Origin of the sequence: Peribacillus sp. NPDC097295 (assembly GCF_044761665.1) — a bacterium.
In the GTDB taxonomy this organism is placed as follows: Bacteria; Bacillota; Bacilli; order Bacillales; family DSM-1321; genus Peribacillus.
In genome coordinates this window covers 281977-299065 of the sequence record NZ_JBIWCW010000003.1, presented here as the reverse complement: position 1 = coordinate 299065, position 17089 = coordinate 281977, and the positions used below count along the sequence as shown (strand labels likewise).

Here is a 17089-nt window from a genome sequence, read left to right as displayed (position 1 = left end):
CTGATCCGTGGAAGCCTCTGCTCCTCTACTTGATGATGGTAAAGAACTGTTGAGTAAGGCATCCCGTGTTTAACATAGCCTATGCAAAGATGGAAAGTTGGTTATTTGTCCATAACATTTTAAAATATACCGTTATATTTTCATTGGATTTTGACTAAAAAGTAGGTGAGGATTCCCCTATTGGAGGTATAAGCATGAGTCAGCAACATCGAACGAAGTTAATGAACAGGCAAACACGAGCGTTTACCGAAGGAACTGTGGAAAATATCAATCAACAATGGATCTTTTTTGACGATGAAACCGATGAGGCGTCATCGATTGAAGACCACCTTCAGAGCATCATTGAAGTATACAGGGGTGGCCGATGGCAGCAGGGATTTTTAGAAGCAGAGGGGAAAATCCACCTTCATCGCGAATTCACATTCCTAAGAGACAATGAACCGATAAGAATTCAAAAAAAACTATTATATTCATTTGAACGGTTGTTAGAAGAATTGAATGATGATTCTTTTTTCCAATTCGTAACGACCTTGAACTCGCTTGATTTTTCGGTTTATGATTGTATATACAGCTACAATCAACTTACTTTTTTAAGGGAACTGACCAATCAGTCCGGCGTCAATTTCTTCACGTTTGATAATGAGTCCCAAATCTGTCTCGTCCAGCATCATTTTTCATACGGAAAAAAGGACCATGACCGCTTTGAGTTCACCCTTAATACAGGCAAGCGAATCATCATAGAAAAAGTGAATTCCCTCTGATATAAAAATTCGCGTACAAAAAAGGACAAATGAGATGAACCCATTTGTCCTTTTCCAATTCTGATTAAAACCAATCCAAACCTTGTGGAAGGGAAAGTCCTAGATAAAGGACGAAGATTAAAGCAACGATGAATAATGCCCACATCGCACTTACGGCTTTTCCTTTTTTCGTACGAACTAACACCATTTCCATTGCGGCAATCACGATGATTCCCACGATCATTTTCACAGCATACTCACCAAAGTCAGTAATCAGCATTCCACCTGTGATGAAAATCAAAAGATAGAATAGACGTGTAATCATGTGCATCATCTTGGCTTTCGGGCTTCCATTCTTAAGCATGGAATAGGTTACAAAGAAAAGAATGATTCCGATAACCCAGGTCGTTATGTGTAAGTGAGTTCCCATTTTTTTGCCCCCTCGATCAATATCCTTTTCATCATATCATAGGCTTTTACATATATACAAAAGTAAGGTTTCTGTAATAGATGTAATACGTGTCCATTTTATGAACGGTCATTCTTTCCCCTTAAGGTCTCTCCTCCCCCCGTTTCATGACCGGTTTCTTACCATATGTAATAAATCGCCACACATATTCCACGGGGCCGAAACGGAAACGCTTCATCCACCAATAGCTTAGCAAGAGCTGTATAGAAAAGACAGCCATCATCAGGAGAAACCCTTCCGTATATCTAACTTTCCCGTACAATCCCAAACCGTAGGAGTAAAAAATGAGGGAACAAACAATCGATTGAAATAAGTAATTGCTCATCGACATCCTTCCCACGAAGGATAGCAGATAACACGACTTATAAGCCCATGCCCTTTCCACCAACAGTGCGATGGCGGTAATATAAAACATCGTCAGTAACGGTCCCCCGAAGTAATCCTGTACGAACGTCGTGCCATAATCATTAACCGTTATATACGGCAAGAGCTTGATCGCCAGACCTGTTAGAAAGCTTATGATTGCCAACATCCGCAATGACCGTTTATATCGAGAAACATTCTGAAGCCACCCTTGCTTTGCTACGCCAGCTCCGATTAAGAAGAAAGGGAAGATGGAGAAGAAAAGGAAAATCGCATTCACTGGATTATTCACCATATACCAGTCTTTCATCCTTTGATCTGTTACTTCTATAAAGCTCCCCGCCGAATAGATCTCTAGTGACTGTTTCATCATCGCTACATCATTTTTAATCTCCAACAATCCACCATCGACAAAGCTCATGAGGAGAAAAAAGGCTCCGAACACCGCGAAAGGAACTATATATAAAAACGATCCGAGCCAAATTAGATATTTTCCCTGCCATTTATAGAAAAACAGAAAGACAAACCCAAACACTGCGTAATTAACAAGAATGTCTCCATGCCAGATAAAAAAGGCATGGAGGCATCCTACTGCCAATAGAAAACATAACCGCTTCATAAATAGAAAAGGAAACGAAACTCCCCTATCTACACTCCGTACGGCTAATATAACAGCCCCGAAGCCAAACAAGAACGCAAACAACGGGTAAAAACTCGCTTGGGCAAAAATATCGCTGAATATGTATAACACCCGGTCCCAGCTCTCATCCCAATAAGATACACCATTTATATACAAGATTGGCGTGTGAAAAGAAGGCATATTCACCAAGAAAATCCCTAGGATGGCCATACCTCTTAATATATCGATGCTGAGCATCCGCTTACTTTCCTGTAAGGGGGCAAACGCATCTTTCATACCTTCACCTTCTTCATTCATGATAGCTGTATCGCATACAGGCATTTGGATTGTTACTCCATTCTTTCATTAAGGATAATATATCATCCCTAGCCTCGAGGGCACTAGTAAAAACGCCGCTCTTCTTCAAGCGGCGTTATCACATATCAGTTGACGAACCTTCCTGTTTTACCTTTCGCTTCCCAATAATCGTTGCGAAGATGGATTTTCTGGATTTTACCTGAAGCCGTTTTTGGCAATTCCTTAACGAATGTGATACTGGTGACTGCCTTGAAATGAGCCAGTTTTTCTCTAGTAAACATCATGATATCCGCCTCGGTCAATTCTACACCTGGCTTAAGGACAATAAAGGCGTGTGGCGTTTCTCCCCATTTTTCATGTGGAACGGCTATGACTGCCGCTTCTAAGATACCCTCATGCTCATATAAAATCCCTTCCACTTCAATGGACGAGATATTTTCTCCACCACTTATGATAATATCTTTCTTGCGATCGACGATATCAATATTCCCATTCCTATCCATCGTCGCCATATCACCGGTATGTAGCCAGCCATTCTTGAGCGTTTGCATGGTTGCCTCTTCATTCTTCCAATAGCCCAACATGACACCATGACTACGAACAATGATTTCTCCGATATCGACACCGTCACGAGCGACTTCCTCACCATTGTCGTGAACGACCTTAACCTCACTGCCTATGCAGGGATAACCAGCTTTCGCCTTCATTTTGTATTTTTCTTTCTCTGGTAGGTCAACGAATTCTGAACGGGGCACCGAAATTAAACTTATTGGAGCAGATTCCGTCATGCCATAAATTTGAATGAATTCCCAACCCAGCTCTTTTTCCACCCTTGTTACAAAGGCAGGCGGGGGTGCCGAGCCAGCCACCACAATCCGAATATCCTGTTCAATCGCCGGTACATTCCCTTCGTAATATTGAAACAATGAATTCAGGACGGTTGGTGCCATATGCATGATGGAAACTTTATACTTCTCAATCGCTTTGAAAATGGACTTTGGTGTTGATTTTCTTAAGCAGACTTGCGTAGCGCCATTGGCCGTATAATAAAAAGGGGCACCCCAGCCATTGACGTGAAACATCGGCAGTACATGCAAATATGTATCACGGTCATTGACCCTGAAATGGTGCATGGCACTAAGCGCATGCAAATAGTTATTGCGATGAGTCAGCATCACCCCTTTAGGATTACCGGTCGTTCCACTTGTATATAGGAGGCTCGATACATCATTTTCATCCACTTGCTCCCTATCGAAGCTTTCTTTCTCAAAACGTCCTAGCCAGACATTGTAATCGATTTCATTTGTTTCGTCTTCTTTATAGTGCACGATGATATGCTCTACTGATTCCAACTGATCCTTAACGGGTGAGATCAGATGATATAAATCCTGATCCACGAACAGAACCCTTGACTCACTATGATTTAAAATGAATAGATAATCCGCTGGAGTCAGTCGAATATTCAAAGGCACCATTACGGCTCCAAGCTGGAACGCTCCGTAAAAACCTTCAAGCATTTCGATCGAATTCGGTGCCAGATACGCCACCTTATCCCCCTTTGTAATCCCAAGGTCTCTCAAGCCATTGGAAAGCTGATTCACCCTGCCATTCAGTTCCCGGTATGTCAGGACCTTATCATCACCAATGACCGCTTTCTTGTCAGCATAAAGTGAAGCTGCCCGGTCCAAAAAATGTGATAACACTAAAGGTACATTCATCTAATCCCCCTCTTTCTATTTGTTTGAAAATTTAGAATTAATCATCATATTACCATAATTGTATATCATTTACCATATTCTTCAATCGATACTTCTAGGCAGGCGGTGCTAGGCAATTGAATCACATTGATAAAGGAAAAACATACAATACAGGGAAGCATCCATTCAGAGTAGCCTTACTGCCTGTAGTCCGGGATAAACCAGAAAAAAAGGATGATTTTCATGCCTGCTATCGTAGGAGTTATTCAAGTGATCAACGTGGGGAGTAGTGGCGTTGTCCATATCGGTGACGTCTTTAAGATCAGCCCTTTTTCCACTTCAAAAACGTTTGCGGGTGCTGGCTCTTTTAATACAGGCGAATCCATTTCCCTTTACAATGCCTACAGTACCACCAATACAAACGATTCAGATGGCGTTGATCAGCCAGTAGCATTAAACCTCTAACATTTTGGGAAGGGAGGACACCATGATCTTCAATATTCACCAAACGATTCAAATTAATATGATAAAAGTCGAGAGCATATCCAATTCATCTGTTTTTCAAATAGGAAGTGCCGGAGTGATTAAACCGTACTCCACGTTAGCCAATACAGGTGGATTCACTGAACCCGCTCCACTACTTGAAGAAGATATAGTGCCTGAGACTAGTTTCGTCCCATTTAGCCCCCCTAACACATAGGCATTCACCTACATGGATCAATTTCATATACTGCCATATATGAAATCAACATTAGGTGAAGGTGAGGTGTTTAAATCGTGGATCATGATTTATATTCGTATTCCATACAAATGCAGCGATTTCTTGAAGCCCAGGATAAGCGAATTATGAAACTTGAACACGAACTCAAACGCCTGACGGATGAACTCACCGAAATGAAAAATAAACCACCAATCCATGTTGATCGAATTGAATATAAGTTTGATCAGTTAAAGGTTGAGTCATTGGACGGAACATTGAATATCGGTCTGAATCCCAATGATTTAAATAACATTGATGAGTTTGCTGTCAACAATCAACCCATCCAACCCGGCCCTTTCCTATTTCCAGGCAGAGAGATAGTCGCTCAGGAGATTTACCATGATATCCTATCAGGCTTGGAGGAAATGATCCGGGATACGGAAGCCCAGCTTCAAATCACCCTAGAATCCTCATATCATGATTTCATGAGGCAGGATGTAGAACGCCAGCTTCATCAGCGTATCAATATGTACTTTGATAATCTTTCCCATGCTGAACGTTCACCTCAGCAGCGGGAAAATGTGAAAGAAAAAATCACAGAAAAAGTAAAATCGGATATTCAAAAAGCATTGATTCAATTCATCACACACTCTCATTCCGAGACAGGAGGAAATCCAAATGGAGTTTAATGTAACAAACCATCAGCTATGTGTCGGTGATATTAAAGTGACTGGGGTAGCAAGCTCCGCCCTGTTCCTCATCGGGGACGTACAAACCATCCAGCTATCTTCAGCATTCGATACCCCCCCAGAGTCGCTCATCATCGGACCATTCGTACCACTCACTCCAAAAGGATAAATTATATGTTTAATAGAATATCGAAAGTGAAGTCCATATCGACCAAGACCCTCTCATTTGCATCAAACCTTCAGATTGGGGACTGTTCTTATATCGACGGGTCTGCGATAGCCTTGGCAGTCCAGAAAAAAAGCGATAGATTCACTGAACCGGAACCCAATTTCAATGATTATGAAATCTTTACACGGCCCTTCTATATTCCGAGGATTACTGAACCGATTGTGTCACACTTCTCAAACCCAAACCCCTTTATTCGAGTTGGAAATATCGATATCATTGGGATATCTTCATCCTCCATCGTAGGAGTGGGGAATGTAGGTCATATACGCATGGAATCAAGAATAAAGCACATTCGTCAGATTCCCGAGAAAAACGAAGATGGAACAAGCGAGAATACATCAGAAGAAACTTAATAAAGGAGAAATCATATGCCAGCCATTGTAGGTCCAGTCCAAATATTTAATGTCGGGTCAGGAAACCTTTTATTCGGTGACGCAGCCGTCATCTCACCGAAATCCGCAAGCAAATCCGTCACCGGCTCCGGCTCAGCGAACACGGGTGCACTCGTTTTTACCGCCAATGGCCTGAACGGAAGCAACGTCATTGATGTTAATGGTGTAGATCAGCCTATCGCAGGCAATAATTAGCGTCTAAAAGCCTCCTGTCTCCAGGAGGCTTCAGTTTGTTTACGAAGTAATTATTTATAAAGTGCAGAAACAACTTATGTTAGGGGGAAGTATCTTGATATTTCTTTCGATCGTTTTTATTTTACACGAACGAAACCGAAGCCTGATGCATAATCGTCGCCAGTTTCTGCACCATATCCACCCTTGATGTCGTAATCCTTTGCCTTTGTTTGTAATTGGGCCCTTACTTGTGCATTGGTCAAGTTCTTATTGGAGGACCAGATTTTAGCCGCCAATCCTGAAACATGCGGTGTAGCCATCGAAGTTCCGTTAATCGTATTGTAACCACCGTTTATCCATGTTGATTCAATGGCTGAGCCTGGGGCTGACACTTCCAGGTCTTTTTCCTGGATTACAAAGTCTCCGTCCGTATTCGGATTTCCACGGGAAGAATAATTGGCCACCCTGTATGTGCCGTTAGCCTGAACATTTTCAAGAGCCGCTACAGCCACTGCATTCGGAAGTGCACCTGGATAACCGATTGTATTTGCTGAATATCCGCTGTTCCCGGCAGCCGCAATGACCAGTACACCTTTGTTATAGGCATAATCCACTGCGCTTGAAATCAAGGAATCCTTCGAGCTTGAACCTAAGGACATCGATATAATGGCCTTGGATCCTGTGCTTATACTTTGATCGGCAGCATGGCGAATAGCGGCTGCGATATCATCGGAGTATCCTGAACCGTCATCTCCCAGTACTTTGTATGCCCACAGTTCTGCCTCAGGTGCCACTCCATATATCCCACTTCCATCAGAGCCACCGTTTGCCAAGGCAGTTCCGGAGACATGCGTCCCATGTCCATTATTGTCTGAACAAGAGTTATTGACGTAGGTGGTTGAGGTAGTAAAATCTTTGCACTGCTCCACATTTGCCGCTAAATCCGTATGCTTTGTTGTTGTCCCGGTATCCAACACCGCGATTTTAATGCCGTCCCCTCCCGATGTTTTAGTGAGGGATGGATCATTGTAGATGGCCTTGATGCCCCAAGGCGTCCTTGCGGAAGGTACCGCGGCGATCGTCGCTTGGATAGTGGGTTGAATCGATTGCGCAATTGTATATTTACTTACCTTTTCCACCTTTAGGTCTTCGTCCTTTGTCAAAGTTTCATATTCTTCGCTGCTTACATTGGTCGTAAATCCATCCTTGCCAAAACTACGCTCATGCCCAAACTTCTTCTTGGCTTCTGTCAGCTCATTGTCCGACCCTTTGAGGTAAACACGAATTTCATCCTTTAGTTGCTCCTCGCCTTGCTTGGCTTCCGTTCCATTCGCAAAAATGGAGAAGCTCATCCCAACACATAGAAATGCCATACCAATCCTTTTTCCCGTCTTCATCTGCTTTCCCTCTCTCTCTTTTTCTCTCTTCTATGTATGAATTTCTAAAGCTGTAAAGCTATTTTATTTTAAAATGTCATAAATTAACTATCAGACAAAACACTCAATTACGTTCCGATACAAACATAGGTATTGGAACCTGATTTCTATATAATTTTTATGCACACTAGTCTACACTTCTCAAATTAAGGCGAAAAATAAGACTAAATTTTCAGAAATCTTTTTATTGAAAATAAAAATAGAATATTTACCTACTTTACTCCCTTACTAATTATTCCTATCGAAAAAAGACAGGCTAAAAGACACATTCTTAAAACAGATAACAAAAGGGGTTTGGAATAGAAGCATTCCAAACCCCTTTTGTTTATGAACATTACTCACTCAACATCTTGAACACTTGCTCAACGTCTTTATCTCCACGCCCCGATAAGTTTACAATCAACACGTCATCCTTTGATAATTCTTTTGCCATGACCAGGGCATACGCTACAGCATGCGAACTTTCAAGCGCCGGAATGATCCCTTCCGTTTTGGACAATACTTGAAAGGCTTCAAGCGCTTCCTCGCCTTTTATGGTCCGATACTCGGCCCTGCCGCTTTCCTTCAAGAAGCTATGCTCCGGACCTACGCTAGGATAATCCAACCCTGCCGCAATCGAAAAAGTCGGCTGTGGATCTCCTTGCTCATCCAATAATGTCAGGCTTTTAAAACCATGCAGCACAGCTGGAACCCCTTGGGATATACTTGGAGCTTCGGCCGGTTCCACACCAATCAAGCGAACATCCGCCTCATCGATATAGTGAGCAAAAGCCCCAATCGCATTACTACCACCACCGGTACAAGCAATGATTGCAGTTGGTAGCTTCCCTTCCTTATCCATGATCTGACGTTTCGATTCTTCACTGATGATGGACTGAAAATGCTTGACAATTGAAGGGTACGGATGGGGTCCGACAGCGGATCCCAGCAAGTAAAATGTATTTTCATAGTTTTGAACCAAGTCATTCAATGCCTCATCAACGGCATCTTTTAGCCGGCCCTGACCCTTTTCAACCGGTATGACCTTCGCCCCTAACAATTCCATCCGAAAGACGTTCAACGCCTGCCGCTCTGTGTCTAGCTTGCCCATATAAATTACACATTCCAAGCCAAACATGGCACAAGCCGTAGCGGTTGCAACACCATGCTGTCCTGCTCCCGTTTCTGCAATGATGCGCTTTGCACCCATTCGTTTAGCCAGAAGTATCTGTCCAATGGCATTATTGATTTTGTGGGCCCCCGTATGATTCAGGTCCTCCCGCTTCAAATAGATCTTGGCTCCACCAATCTTTTTCGTTAAATTTCGTGCATAGGTCAGTGGATTTTCCCGACCTACATATTCTCTTAAATAATATTGAAATTCCTCTTTAAATTCAGGATCATCTTTATATTTCATGAATGCTTCTTCTAAAATATCCATTACTCCTTGAAGTTCTTTTGGTACAAAACTTCCTCCGAACTCTCCAAAGTATCCTCTGCTCATCTGCTCACTATTCATACTCCACTCTGCTCCTTTACACGCACTATTTATCTTACAATTCAAGTATACGGCAAAGCCCCTCTTTTTCTCAAATTCTATTGTTTGTGACCTTTTCAAAAAAAGGGGTGCCCCACAGTTGCAGGACACCCCACTCTCTTACATTTCTAATAAATGCGATCCATCAAAGAAGAATAAATAACGGCTTGTCACTTTTTTATTCATGATCCCTTCAACGGCTCTTGTGTAAAGTTCCAGTTGCATGCGGTAGCGGTCAGCAAGGATTTCTTTCGCCCCTTCATATCCACTAGCGAAACGGCCGGTTATCGTATCCGTTTTATAATCTAGAAGCACAAGGCCTTGTTCATCTTCAAAGATACAATCGATGACACCCTGAATCAGGATTTCCTCTTCGCCCATTTTCCAATCACTATAAGCCTCTTTAGCTGGCAATGACATCGTAAACGGCACTTCACGTCGAATGCTCGGCGCATTTTGCAGCCTTTTGCCGATATCACTTTCAAAGAAGTCGATAATCGTTTCTGGATTTACCGCTTCTCTCTGTTCCTCAGTCAAAAGCTCGCGCTGAATCAAGTCAACAAGCAATTGCTGAATCGATGAAAGAGTGATTTCTGATTTCAAATCAATATGTTGCATGACTAAATGCGTTATCGTACCTCTTTCAGCCGGTGTCAGGGACTTTTCTTGCATGAAGACTGGGCGCTTCGTAATCGGACTCTTGAATTTACGCAATAATTCCGTAGAGCTCTGTTCATCCCTCAGCTCATATTGACGCTTCAGTTCAGAAACCGACTGCTTGGATCTGTGCACAGTCGCCTCATGTTGGCCATATTCCCAATTAAGTTGATCCTTAACAGCATGAGCAAACTCAGATTCCAGTTCTACCTTCTCGGACTTTTGAACATGCTCTAGCAATTGCTCCTGTATGAGTGCACTTTCATCATTCAGGATCGTCAGCTCCTCAATCGGGATGACAGAGATGGACCAATTTGATGGATGGGACTCCATTTCAAAGCCTGCCCCCGAGAAACCACCAAAGTCACGATGACGCACAAGGGATGGACCAATCCAATCAAGGTAGCTTTTAGCTCCTGCCCGTATATAATCCTTCAAAAGCCATTCACCATGCGAGGCATTACTGATCCACTTTTGCTGTGTTTTTTCGGCATCACTGATGCTGGCAATGAGATGGAGCTTTTCCTTCGCCCTTGTCAACGCTACGTAGAGAACACGCATTTCCTCAGCAATCAACTCTAACTGTTTCTTTTTCTTAAATGCGAGCTGTGGGAGGGATGGATACGTTATCCGCAACTCGGAATTGACATATTTAGCTGCAAAGCCATAATCCTTATCCAGTAAATAGGGCTTCCTCAAATCCATCATATTGAATTGCCTGGAAAGACCAGCAATAAACACAATGGGAAACTCCAGACCTTTTGAGGAATGGATTGTCATCAGGCGGACAACATCTTCCTGTTCACCTAAAGCCCGTGCCGCTCCTAAATCATCTCCACGCTCCTGCATTCGTTCGATGAAACGCAAGAAACGGAAAAGCCCACGGAACGAACTCGCTTCATATTGTCTGGCCCGATCATACAATGCCCTTAAATTGGCCTGGCGCTGTTTGCCGCCCGGCATTCCCCCTGCAAAATCGTAAAATTGTGTTTCGCGGTATAAAAGCCAGATTAAATCGGATAATGCTTCCTGTCTGGCCAGTTTCCGCCACTTCACCAACTTTTTATAAAAGGAAGAAGCCTTAACGTAAAGATCCGGGTATTCATCAGGGTCACCTTTTCTATAAAAATCTGCTAACGCCTCGTAGTAGGTGCCCGTATGATATAAACGGATTTGGGACATTTCTTCCTCATCCATTCCTACGATCGGCGAACGGAGAACGGAAGCCAAAGGGATATCCTGTTGGGGATTATCTATGACTTTTAACAAGGAAATCATGATGGCCACTTCGGTAGCTTCAAAGTATCCGGAGGACAAGTTGGCATAGACAGGGATCCCCTGCTTCTTAAACTCCTCCATGATTTGCGGAGCCCATGGCATGGAACGAAGGAGAATGACCATATCCCGGTATGTCGCTGAACGGTATTGATTGGTTTTCGTATCATAGATTTGTTGTTTCTCGTTTATGGCCTTTTTTATGAGCCTCGCCATCATCCTTGCTTCCAACTGCGCCTTTTCCAATTCCTCGGCTTCAAATCCTATTTCCGTTTCCTCGGTTTCCTGGGCCTCTCCTGTATCAGCTGCTCCATCAATTAAATGAAGTTCAATAGGATAGGCATTCTCTTCCGGGTATGGCGCGCCTTTTTTCAATTGTGCATCCTCATCATAATCAATCTCGCCGACTGTGAGACCCATCAGCTGTTGAAACAAGAAGTTCGTCCCTTCAAGAACTTCCTTCCGACTCCGGAAATTCCGATTCAAATCAATCCTCAATCCGGAATCTGCACCGTCATGATTGAAGCGCGTGTACTTTCCAATGAATAAATTCGGTTCGGCTAGCCTAAAACGGTAAATCGATTGTTTGACATCTCCTACCATGAACAGGTTCCCGTTATATTCACCATCGGCCGTCACCAGTTTTAAAATCGATTCCTGAACAAGGTTCGTATCTTGATATTCATCGACAAGTACCTCTTTGAACTGATTCCGATATTCAATCGCGGCCTCTGATGGCTTTCGTTCCCCATCTATTGTTTCGCCCGTCAAGATTTGGAGGCAATAATGCTCCAAATCGGCGAAATCGACCAAGTTTTTTTCGGATTTTGCGGCAAAGAATTTTTTCTCAAACTGTTTAACGAGCATGATGAGTGTATCGACATACCCCTTCAATTCGCGAATATCACGTAGATAACTTTCAGGCTTACGCGAAAAAAGCTCTTCCTGCAGTGATTTAATGATTTTCTTCGCTTTATCTCGATGCTTAGTGGCTTCATCCACTATTTCCTTGTCAAAATCCTCTCCTGTACAACGTTTTGCCGTTCCGAATTTCACGTTTTGGATTTCTTCATACAGCGAATTCCAGGAAAGGTCTTTAACATGGGACAGTTTGGCTACCAAATCGAGATCAGCTAAATAATTTTCCGCCCTTGGCGCAGGACCGCCGGGAACCTTTGTCAGTTCCAAAGATCTCTCCAACAAATCCTTGGCTGTGTCCAGTTGCAAACCAATATCGAATTGTAAGGACTCGATAAACGGAAGATCATCTATCCCCGCCTCTTCAGACAAATCATACATCTCAGCTGCATGATTGAGCCATTGATCCGGATTCGGGTTCGAACGGGAGAAATCATAGAGTGACCGGACAATATCTTGAAGTGCATCATCGTTTCGGTCGCTAGTAAAGGCATCGACCAAATTAAAGAAAGCTTCATTATCGCTCTGGCCATATTGCTCCTCGAAAAGTTCTTCCATCACTTCATCACGCAGTAGTTGTGCCTCAGTGGAATCAGCAATCCTAAAGCCTGGATCAATCTCCGTCAAATAATAATATTTCCTGATCACTTCTAAACAAAAGGAGTGAAGCGTAGAAATGGACGCACGATTAATCAGACTTAGTTGCTTACGCAGATGCTGGGATTGTGGATTTTCATTGATTTCCTTTTCTAATGCCTCGCTCACCCTATGGCGCATTTCGGCGGCCGAAGCATTCGTGAAGGTCACGACCAATAACTCATCCACGTCGATTGGATCATCTTCCGTTATGACCTTTTGAATAATGCGATTGACCAGCACCGCGGTTTTCCCAGAACCTGCAGCGGCAGCGACCAGAATATCCTGATCTTTGGCCCAGATTGCCTTCCATTGGTCTTCTGTCCACGTCACGCCTTCAGGTATCATCGGAATCTTTGTTTTACTCATTTTTCACCCTCCCCTCTCAATAAATCCAGAACATCATTTTGTTTCTTTTGTGGCAAATTCCTAAATTGATTTTCCTCCAGCGATTGATCGAATTGGCAAACCGATTTAAATGAACAAAAAGTACATGGCGTTTTTTCCTTCATTTTATACGGAGTGATGCCAACATCTCCATCCACCATCCGATTACCTGAATCCTGATAGATCTTGCGAACATGATTGTTCAACAGGGAGAAGTCTTCCCGGCTGGCAACTTTGGATGCCGCTAAAAGGGAACCATCCTTTTTAAATCCTGCAGGTATCACGTCTGATTTACTGGAAGTATCTATGTCAAGAGACGTGTCCATCATTTTGATGACATTCGTTTGGTCTAATACAAGTCCATTCATTTTGAAACTCTTATAAATTTCCTCATCAATTTTATCCAAGCTAAGCATCCCTTTAGATTTAACGACAGGATTATGGACATGGAAATAAAGAACACCTGCTGGGATCGCCTCTTTACCGATAAGCGATTGGGATTGTGAAACGACGATATCGAGGTAAGTCAGCATTTGCAGGGCAAGTCCATAATAGACTTCACTCATGTTCAGTTCCTTTTCACTCGATTTATAATCCAGGACGCGCAAATAGACGCCGCCCTCGCCTTCATCGGCTTTATCCACCCGGTCTATCCGCCCAATCAATTCCATCTTCGTCCCATTTTTCAGAGTGAACGATAGTGGGGGCAGTTCTCCATTTTTCCCAAAGCCTAGTTCCAATCCGATGGGCGCAAATCCACTTACCTTGGCATGGTCGCTTAAGACGATTGAAGCCCGGCCGATTACATGCTCCAATTTCCTACGCAAGTAATGGTGGCGGTTCGTACTTAGCAGGATTTGATTTTGAAGCTTAGGTGCAAGCTGTTCCACCGCCCGTCTCGCCAACTCCAAACATTGCTCTTTGGTCAGGGAAGACCACGGGATATCATGCTCATTTAAATAATCCGAAATCATTTTTAATGCCCCATGGAACATTTCACCGATATCCGGTGCATCCAGACGGAATACTTGCCGTTCTCTTAATTTCAAACCATGAGCGGCATAATGGGAAAACGGGCAGCTATTGAACATCTCCATTCTCGATACACTTGTTAAAATGGTTTCACCGTATAATTGTTTACTCGTTTCCTCAGACAGTTTCATCGTTTTATTTTGGTAAAAAAGACTGGACAGGACCTTCGTTGCAATCGGGCCAACCTTCTCATCCTCCATGATGGCGTTATACACATCCCACCAAAGTGGATGGATAGGGTAGTTCCGTTTTTTCAGCTGCAACTGCGCAGCTAGATAAGACAGGGCCACCTCATGATTTGCTGCATATTTCACCTGTTCCTCTGCAGGCAGGTCGGACGGATCGTTCATATAAAAAGCCTCGGATACATACGGTAATACATCTCTCACTCTTTTTAAATAGGAGGAAGGCAGAAGGGCTTTTCCTTCTTCATCAGCAAGCGGATATGATAAATAAAGAGATGTTGACGGTGTAGTGAATGCTTTATACGCCGTGAATTCCTCATCCAGAAGGCGAATCTTCGAACTCGGTGCAACATCAAGCCCACTCGCCAATAGCTTTTCGCGGTCACTATCGGAAAACACTCCATCGGAAACGGCTTTTCCCGGTAAGACCCCTTCATTCAGGCCAATAACGAAAGCAGCCTTCACATCATCCAGTCGAGAAAGGTCAAGATTAGCGACAAGAACTTGATCGATCGCCTGTGGTACTAAGGAAAATTCCAATGATTCCAGACCTGCTTCTATAATGATCGCAAACTGTTTCAAGGAAATTTCCTCTTCACTTAACAGTTCCACGAATTGATCTAGCAAATCAACAACCGCATTCCACGATTGTTCATGCTCCCTAGCTGATACCAGATCGCCGTCCTCTTCTGCTTCAAGCTTCAATTTTTCCAATTTTTCCGGTACATGCAATTCTTCCAAATATAAATAAAGGGCCTCACACAATTCCCGGCCGTTCAAAGCTTTTTTCATACGTTTTGATAGCTTAATAATAGGCTCTGTAAATAACTGCTTCAGGTCATTGAGCTCTTGCTCCAGTTGCATTTCCTTACTCGTTTGGGGACGATCCTCGAGCTCCAATCCACGGAATCGGCGATATGTCCAGCGATCCTTGGTTGTCCATCCAGCCCCCTTAATCCCCCGGGCAAGCACGTAATTTTCAAGCTTATCCACCTGTTCACGCATTCGGTCATGACTTTGCTGCAAGGGAAAGAGAAGCTCTGTCTTGATTGCACGAAATACCGGTTCATAGCGCCAAAATCCATTGATGATTTCCAAAGTCGACCGTATCAGCTCAATCAATGGGTGATTGAGCATCGTGCGTTTGGAATCGACGAAAAGGGGAATTTGATAATCACGGAAAACCGTTTGTAGTATATCTTCGTATGCAGCCCCATTTCGCACTAAAATCGCAATATCTCGAAAACGGAACTGTTCTTGTCTGACGAGCGTCAAGATATTCCGGGCCACCCCTTCAATCTCTGCTCTGCGGTTAACGGCCTGTGCGATCGTTACACCGGATGGCCGATCGTACTTTTGTGCAGGACGAAGGGCAAAATGAGTTTCGAGATGTTTTATCCCAGGATTCCCATCGAATTTCGCCGTGCTGTTCAGAATGTGGTCTTCCTCAATGAAAATCCCCGTTCTTTGTCCCGCTTGATAAAGTTGATGATATAGATTTCCCGTTTGCCTGAATAAGTGCAGGTCATCCGGCGGAAATTGTCTATAGGGCTGATCGAGTGTCAACGCAATCGTTACACTCTTACATAGCTTCATCATTTCTTCCACAATCATTAGTTCCTGTGGTGTCAAACTGTAAAAACCATCTATATAGATATCCGCACTTTTTATATAAGAGGACTCTGCCATCTTTTCTATCAATAAAGTAAAATAATCCTCTGAATCTAAATATTTGCCGATCATTTCATCCTCAAATGATTGATAGATGAGCTCAAGATCGTATAATTTATCCTGTACTCCACTGCCACCCGGCGAACTTTCCTCCAAATAATTTCGAATGTCACCTGGCTGGATGCAGTACTGCTTGAATTCGGCAAGCATCTGTTCCATCTGGGCGACGAATCCCTGCTTGTCAGCCGATCGCCGGAACATTTTCAATTCATCTTTTTTATCCTCCATGATCTTACGTATCAGCATATTAACGCCAACACTGTCCAAATGGATTCGGCTCATCCCGCCTGTCTCCTGGAGAACGCGCCATGCCAGCCGGCTAAAACTGAAAACTTGCGTTCGAATCATTCCTTCGAGACCCGGTGTTTTGATTAATTTATATTCGGATAAAAATGTCATTTGATCAGGAACAAGATAGATAATCGGATCACCTTCAGGATCTTCCATTAAGCCTGTGCGGATTTCGTCCAAGACCTTCGACGTTTTACCTGTGCCCGACCTTCCCATTAAAAAACGGAGTGACATCTGTTTCCCCCCTTTTACTTCATTATATCTAGACCTATCATACCAGAAATACAGTCCACTTTTAGATACGATTCATTTTCCAATTATGATTATCTTCCTTTAATTTTACCTTTACACAAAGAAAAATATCAATCATACGTTCGCATTTTAACCAAAAGAAAAAGCCCTTCTAATCCAGGCTCCTGCAGTACTTCCTTTAAAATCAAGGTTATTGGCCAATATCTTGGATTCGCTTTACCTTCAAGCTTATTCATGGAAACATATCCAAAAATGCGGCTTTCCTTACAAGTCGATTTATCAGCGTTAAGGAAAGTATGTCATAAGGCATCTTGTATGTGGTCCATTCTTTCTTGTAAAGCTACCCATGAAATCCTGCCCTGGATACCCTTCGTTCAGACACT

The 17089-nt window shown here is 43.2% G+C and carries 15 protein-coding genes; 7 read left to right on the top strand and 8 right to left on the bottom strand.

Annotation, left to right across the window (positions count from 1 at the left end):
* The first annotated feature begins 194 nt into the window (after nt 1-194).
* On the top strand, nt 195-761 hold the full coding sequence (locus ACIQXN_RS07800) for a DUF2777 domain-containing protein (protein WP_402964233.1): 567 nt from the start codon (nt 195-197) through the stop codon (nt 759-761).
* 64 nt (nt 762-825) lie between these two features.
* Here ACIQXN_RS07800 and ACIQXN_RS07795 read toward each other — a convergent pair whose 3' ends face one another.
* The 3 genes from ACIQXN_RS07795 to ACIQXN_RS07785 all read right to left on the bottom strand — a co-directional run bounded on the left by ACIQXN_RS07795 (nt 826) and on the right by ACIQXN_RS07785 (nt 4227).
* On the bottom strand, nt 826-1170 hold the full coding sequence (locus tag ACIQXN_RS07795; protein WP_402964230.1) for a YisL family protein: 345 nt from the start codon (nt 1168-1170) through the stop codon (nt 826-828).
* A 121-nt stretch (nt 1171-1291) separates the two neighbouring features.
* Nucleotides 1292-2533, bottom strand: a complete 1242-nt coding sequence (locus ACIQXN_RS07790; RefSeq protein ID WP_402964227.1) for a DUF418 domain-containing protein — start codon at nt 2531-2533, stop codon at nt 1292-1294.
* 101 nt (nt 2534-2634) lie between these two features.
* The gene (locus ACIQXN_RS07785; protein WP_402964224.1) at nt 2635-4227 is read right to left on the bottom strand and encodes a long-chain-fatty-acid--CoA ligase; all 1593 of its coding nucleotides are present in this window, start codon (nt 4225-4227) and stop codon (nt 2635-2637) included.
* A 222-nt stretch (nt 4228-4449) separates the two neighbouring features.
* Here ACIQXN_RS07785 and ACIQXN_RS07780 point away from each other — a divergent pair, with 222 nt between their 5' ends.
* The 6 genes from ACIQXN_RS07780 to ACIQXN_RS07755 all read left to right on the top strand — a co-directional run bounded on the left by ACIQXN_RS07780 (nt 4450) and on the right by ACIQXN_RS07755 (nt 6411).
* Complete coding sequence (locus tag ACIQXN_RS07780; RefSeq protein WP_402964221.1) at nt 4450-4671, top strand: spore germination protein; 222 nt, start codon at nt 4450-4452, stop codon at nt 4669-4671.
* A 22-nt stretch (nt 4672-4693) separates the two neighbouring features.
* Nucleotides 4694-4906: a spore germination protein GerPB gene (locus ACIQXN_RS07775; protein ID WP_402964218.1), complete on the top strand. Its 213-nt coding sequence runs from the start codon at nt 4694-4696 to the stop codon at nt 4904-4906.
* A 77-nt stretch (nt 4907-4983) separates the two neighbouring features.
* The gene (gene gerPC, locus ACIQXN_RS07770) at nt 4984-5595 is read left to right on the top strand and encodes a spore germination protein GerPC (protein ID WP_402964215.1); all 612 of its coding nucleotides are present in this window, start codon (nt 4984-4986) and stop codon (nt 5593-5595) included.
* Nucleotides 5585-5764: a spore gernimation protein GerPD gene (locus tag ACIQXN_RS07765; protein ID WP_402964212.1), complete on the top strand. Its 180-nt coding sequence runs from the start codon at nt 5585-5587 to the stop codon at nt 5762-5764. Before gerPC ends, ACIQXN_RS07765 begins: the two co-directional genes overlap by 11 nt.
* A 5-nt stretch (nt 5765-5769) precedes the next feature.
* The gene (locus ACIQXN_RS07760; RefSeq protein ID WP_402964209.1) at nt 5770-6177 is read left to right on the top strand and encodes a spore germination protein GerPE; all 408 of its coding nucleotides are present in this window, start codon (nt 5770-5772) and stop codon (nt 6175-6177) included.
* A gap of 15 nt (nt 6178-6192) precedes the next feature.
* Complete coding sequence (locus tag ACIQXN_RS07755) at nt 6193-6411, top strand: spore germination protein (protein ID WP_402964206.1); 219 nt, start codon at nt 6193-6195, stop codon at nt 6409-6411.
* A gap of 116 nt (nt 6412-6527) precedes the next feature.
* Here the strand turns inward: ACIQXN_RS07755 and ACIQXN_RS07750 are convergent, their stop codons facing one another.
* The 5 genes from ACIQXN_RS07750 to ACIQXN_RS07730 all read right to left on the bottom strand — a co-directional run bounded on the left by ACIQXN_RS07750 (nt 6528) and on the right by ACIQXN_RS07730 (nt 16942).
* Nucleotides 6528-7787: a S8 family peptidase gene (locus tag ACIQXN_RS07750; RefSeq protein WP_402964203.1), complete on the bottom strand. Its 1260-nt coding sequence runs from the start codon at nt 7785-7787 to the stop codon at nt 6528-6530.
* 373 nt (nt 7788-8160) lie between these two features.
* Entirely contained in the window at nt 8161-9324 is a 1164-nt protein-coding gene (gene trpB, locus ACIQXN_RS07745; protein ID WP_402964200.1) for a tryptophan synthase subunit beta, read from the bottom strand.
* 138 nt (nt 9325-9462) lie between these two features.
* Entirely contained in the window at nt 9463-13197 is a 3735-nt protein-coding gene (gene addA / locus ACIQXN_RS07740) for a helicase-exonuclease AddAB subunit AddA (RefSeq protein WP_402964197.1), read from the bottom strand.
* Complete coding sequence (addB, locus tag ACIQXN_RS07735) at nt 13194-16688, bottom strand: helicase-exonuclease AddAB subunit AddB (RefSeq protein WP_402964194.1); 3495 nt, start codon at nt 16686-16688, stop codon at nt 13194-13196. The genes addA and addB overlap by 4 nt, the downstream gene beginning before the upstream one ends.
* Before the next feature lie 128 nt (nt 16689-16816).
* Nucleotides 16817-16942 (bottom strand): hypothetical protein, encoded by a 126-nt coding sequence (locus ACIQXN_RS07730; protein WP_402964191.1) that lies wholly within the window; start codon nt 16940-16942, stop codon nt 16817-16819.
* Between the last annotated feature and the right edge of the window lie 147 nt (nt 16943-17089).

What these genes read in the sequence shown, in the direction of transcription:
- ACIQXN_RS07795 (WP_402964230.1), bottom strand. Translation starts at nt 1,170, where the DNA reads ATGGGAACTCACTTACACATAACGACCTGGGTTATCGGAATCATTCTT.
- ACIQXN_RS07785 (WP_402964224.1), bottom strand. Translation starts at nt 4,227, where the DNA reads ATGAATGTACCTTTAGTGTTATCACATTTTTTGGACCGGGCAGCTTCA.
- addA (WP_402964197.1), bottom strand. Translation starts at nt 13,197, where the DNA reads ATGAGTAAAACAAAGATTCCGATGATACCTGAAGGCGTGACGTGGACA.
- ACIQXN_RS07780 (WP_402964221.1), top strand. Translation starts at nt 4,450, where the DNA reads ATGCCTGCTATCGTAGGAGTTATTCAAGTGATCAACGTGGGGAGTAGT.
- ACIQXN_RS07750 (WP_402964203.1), bottom strand. Translation starts at nt 7,787, where the DNA reads ATGAAGACGGGAAAAAGGATTGGTATGGCATTTCTATGTGTTGGGATG.
- ACIQXN_RS07775 (WP_402964218.1), top strand. Translation starts at nt 4,694, where the DNA reads ATGATCTTCAATATTCACCAAACGATTCAAATTAATATGATAAAAGTC.
- ACIQXN_RS07800 (WP_402964233.1), top strand. Translation starts at nt 195, where the DNA reads ATGAGTCAGCAACATCGAACGAAGTTAATGAACAGGCAAACACGAGCG.
- ACIQXN_RS07755 (WP_402964206.1), top strand. Translation starts at nt 6,193, where the DNA reads ATGCCAGCCATTGTAGGTCCAGTCCAAATATTTAATGTCGGGTCAGGA.
- addB (WP_402964194.1), bottom strand. Translation starts at nt 16,688, where the DNA reads ATGTCACTCCGTTTTTTAATGGGAAGGTCGGGCACAGGTAAAACGTCG.
- ACIQXN_RS07790 (WP_402964227.1), bottom strand. Translation starts at nt 2,533, where the DNA reads ATGCCTGTATGCGATACAGCTATCATGAATGAAGAAGGTGAAGGTATG.
- trpB (WP_402964200.1), bottom strand. Translation starts at nt 9,324, where the DNA reads ATGAATAGTGAGCAGATGAGCAGAGGATACTTTGGAGAGTTCGGAGGA.
- ACIQXN_RS07765 (WP_402964212.1), top strand. Translation starts at nt 5,585, where the DNA reads ATGGAGTTTAATGTAACAAACCATCAGCTATGTGTCGGTGATATTAAA.
- ACIQXN_RS07760 (WP_402964209.1), top strand. Translation starts at nt 5,770, where the DNA reads ATGTTTAATAGAATATCGAAAGTGAAGTCCATATCGACCAAGACCCTC.
- ACIQXN_RS07730 (WP_402964191.1), bottom strand. Translation starts at nt 16,942, where the DNA reads ATGAATAAGCTTGAAGGTAAAGCGAATCCAAGATATTGGCCAATAACC.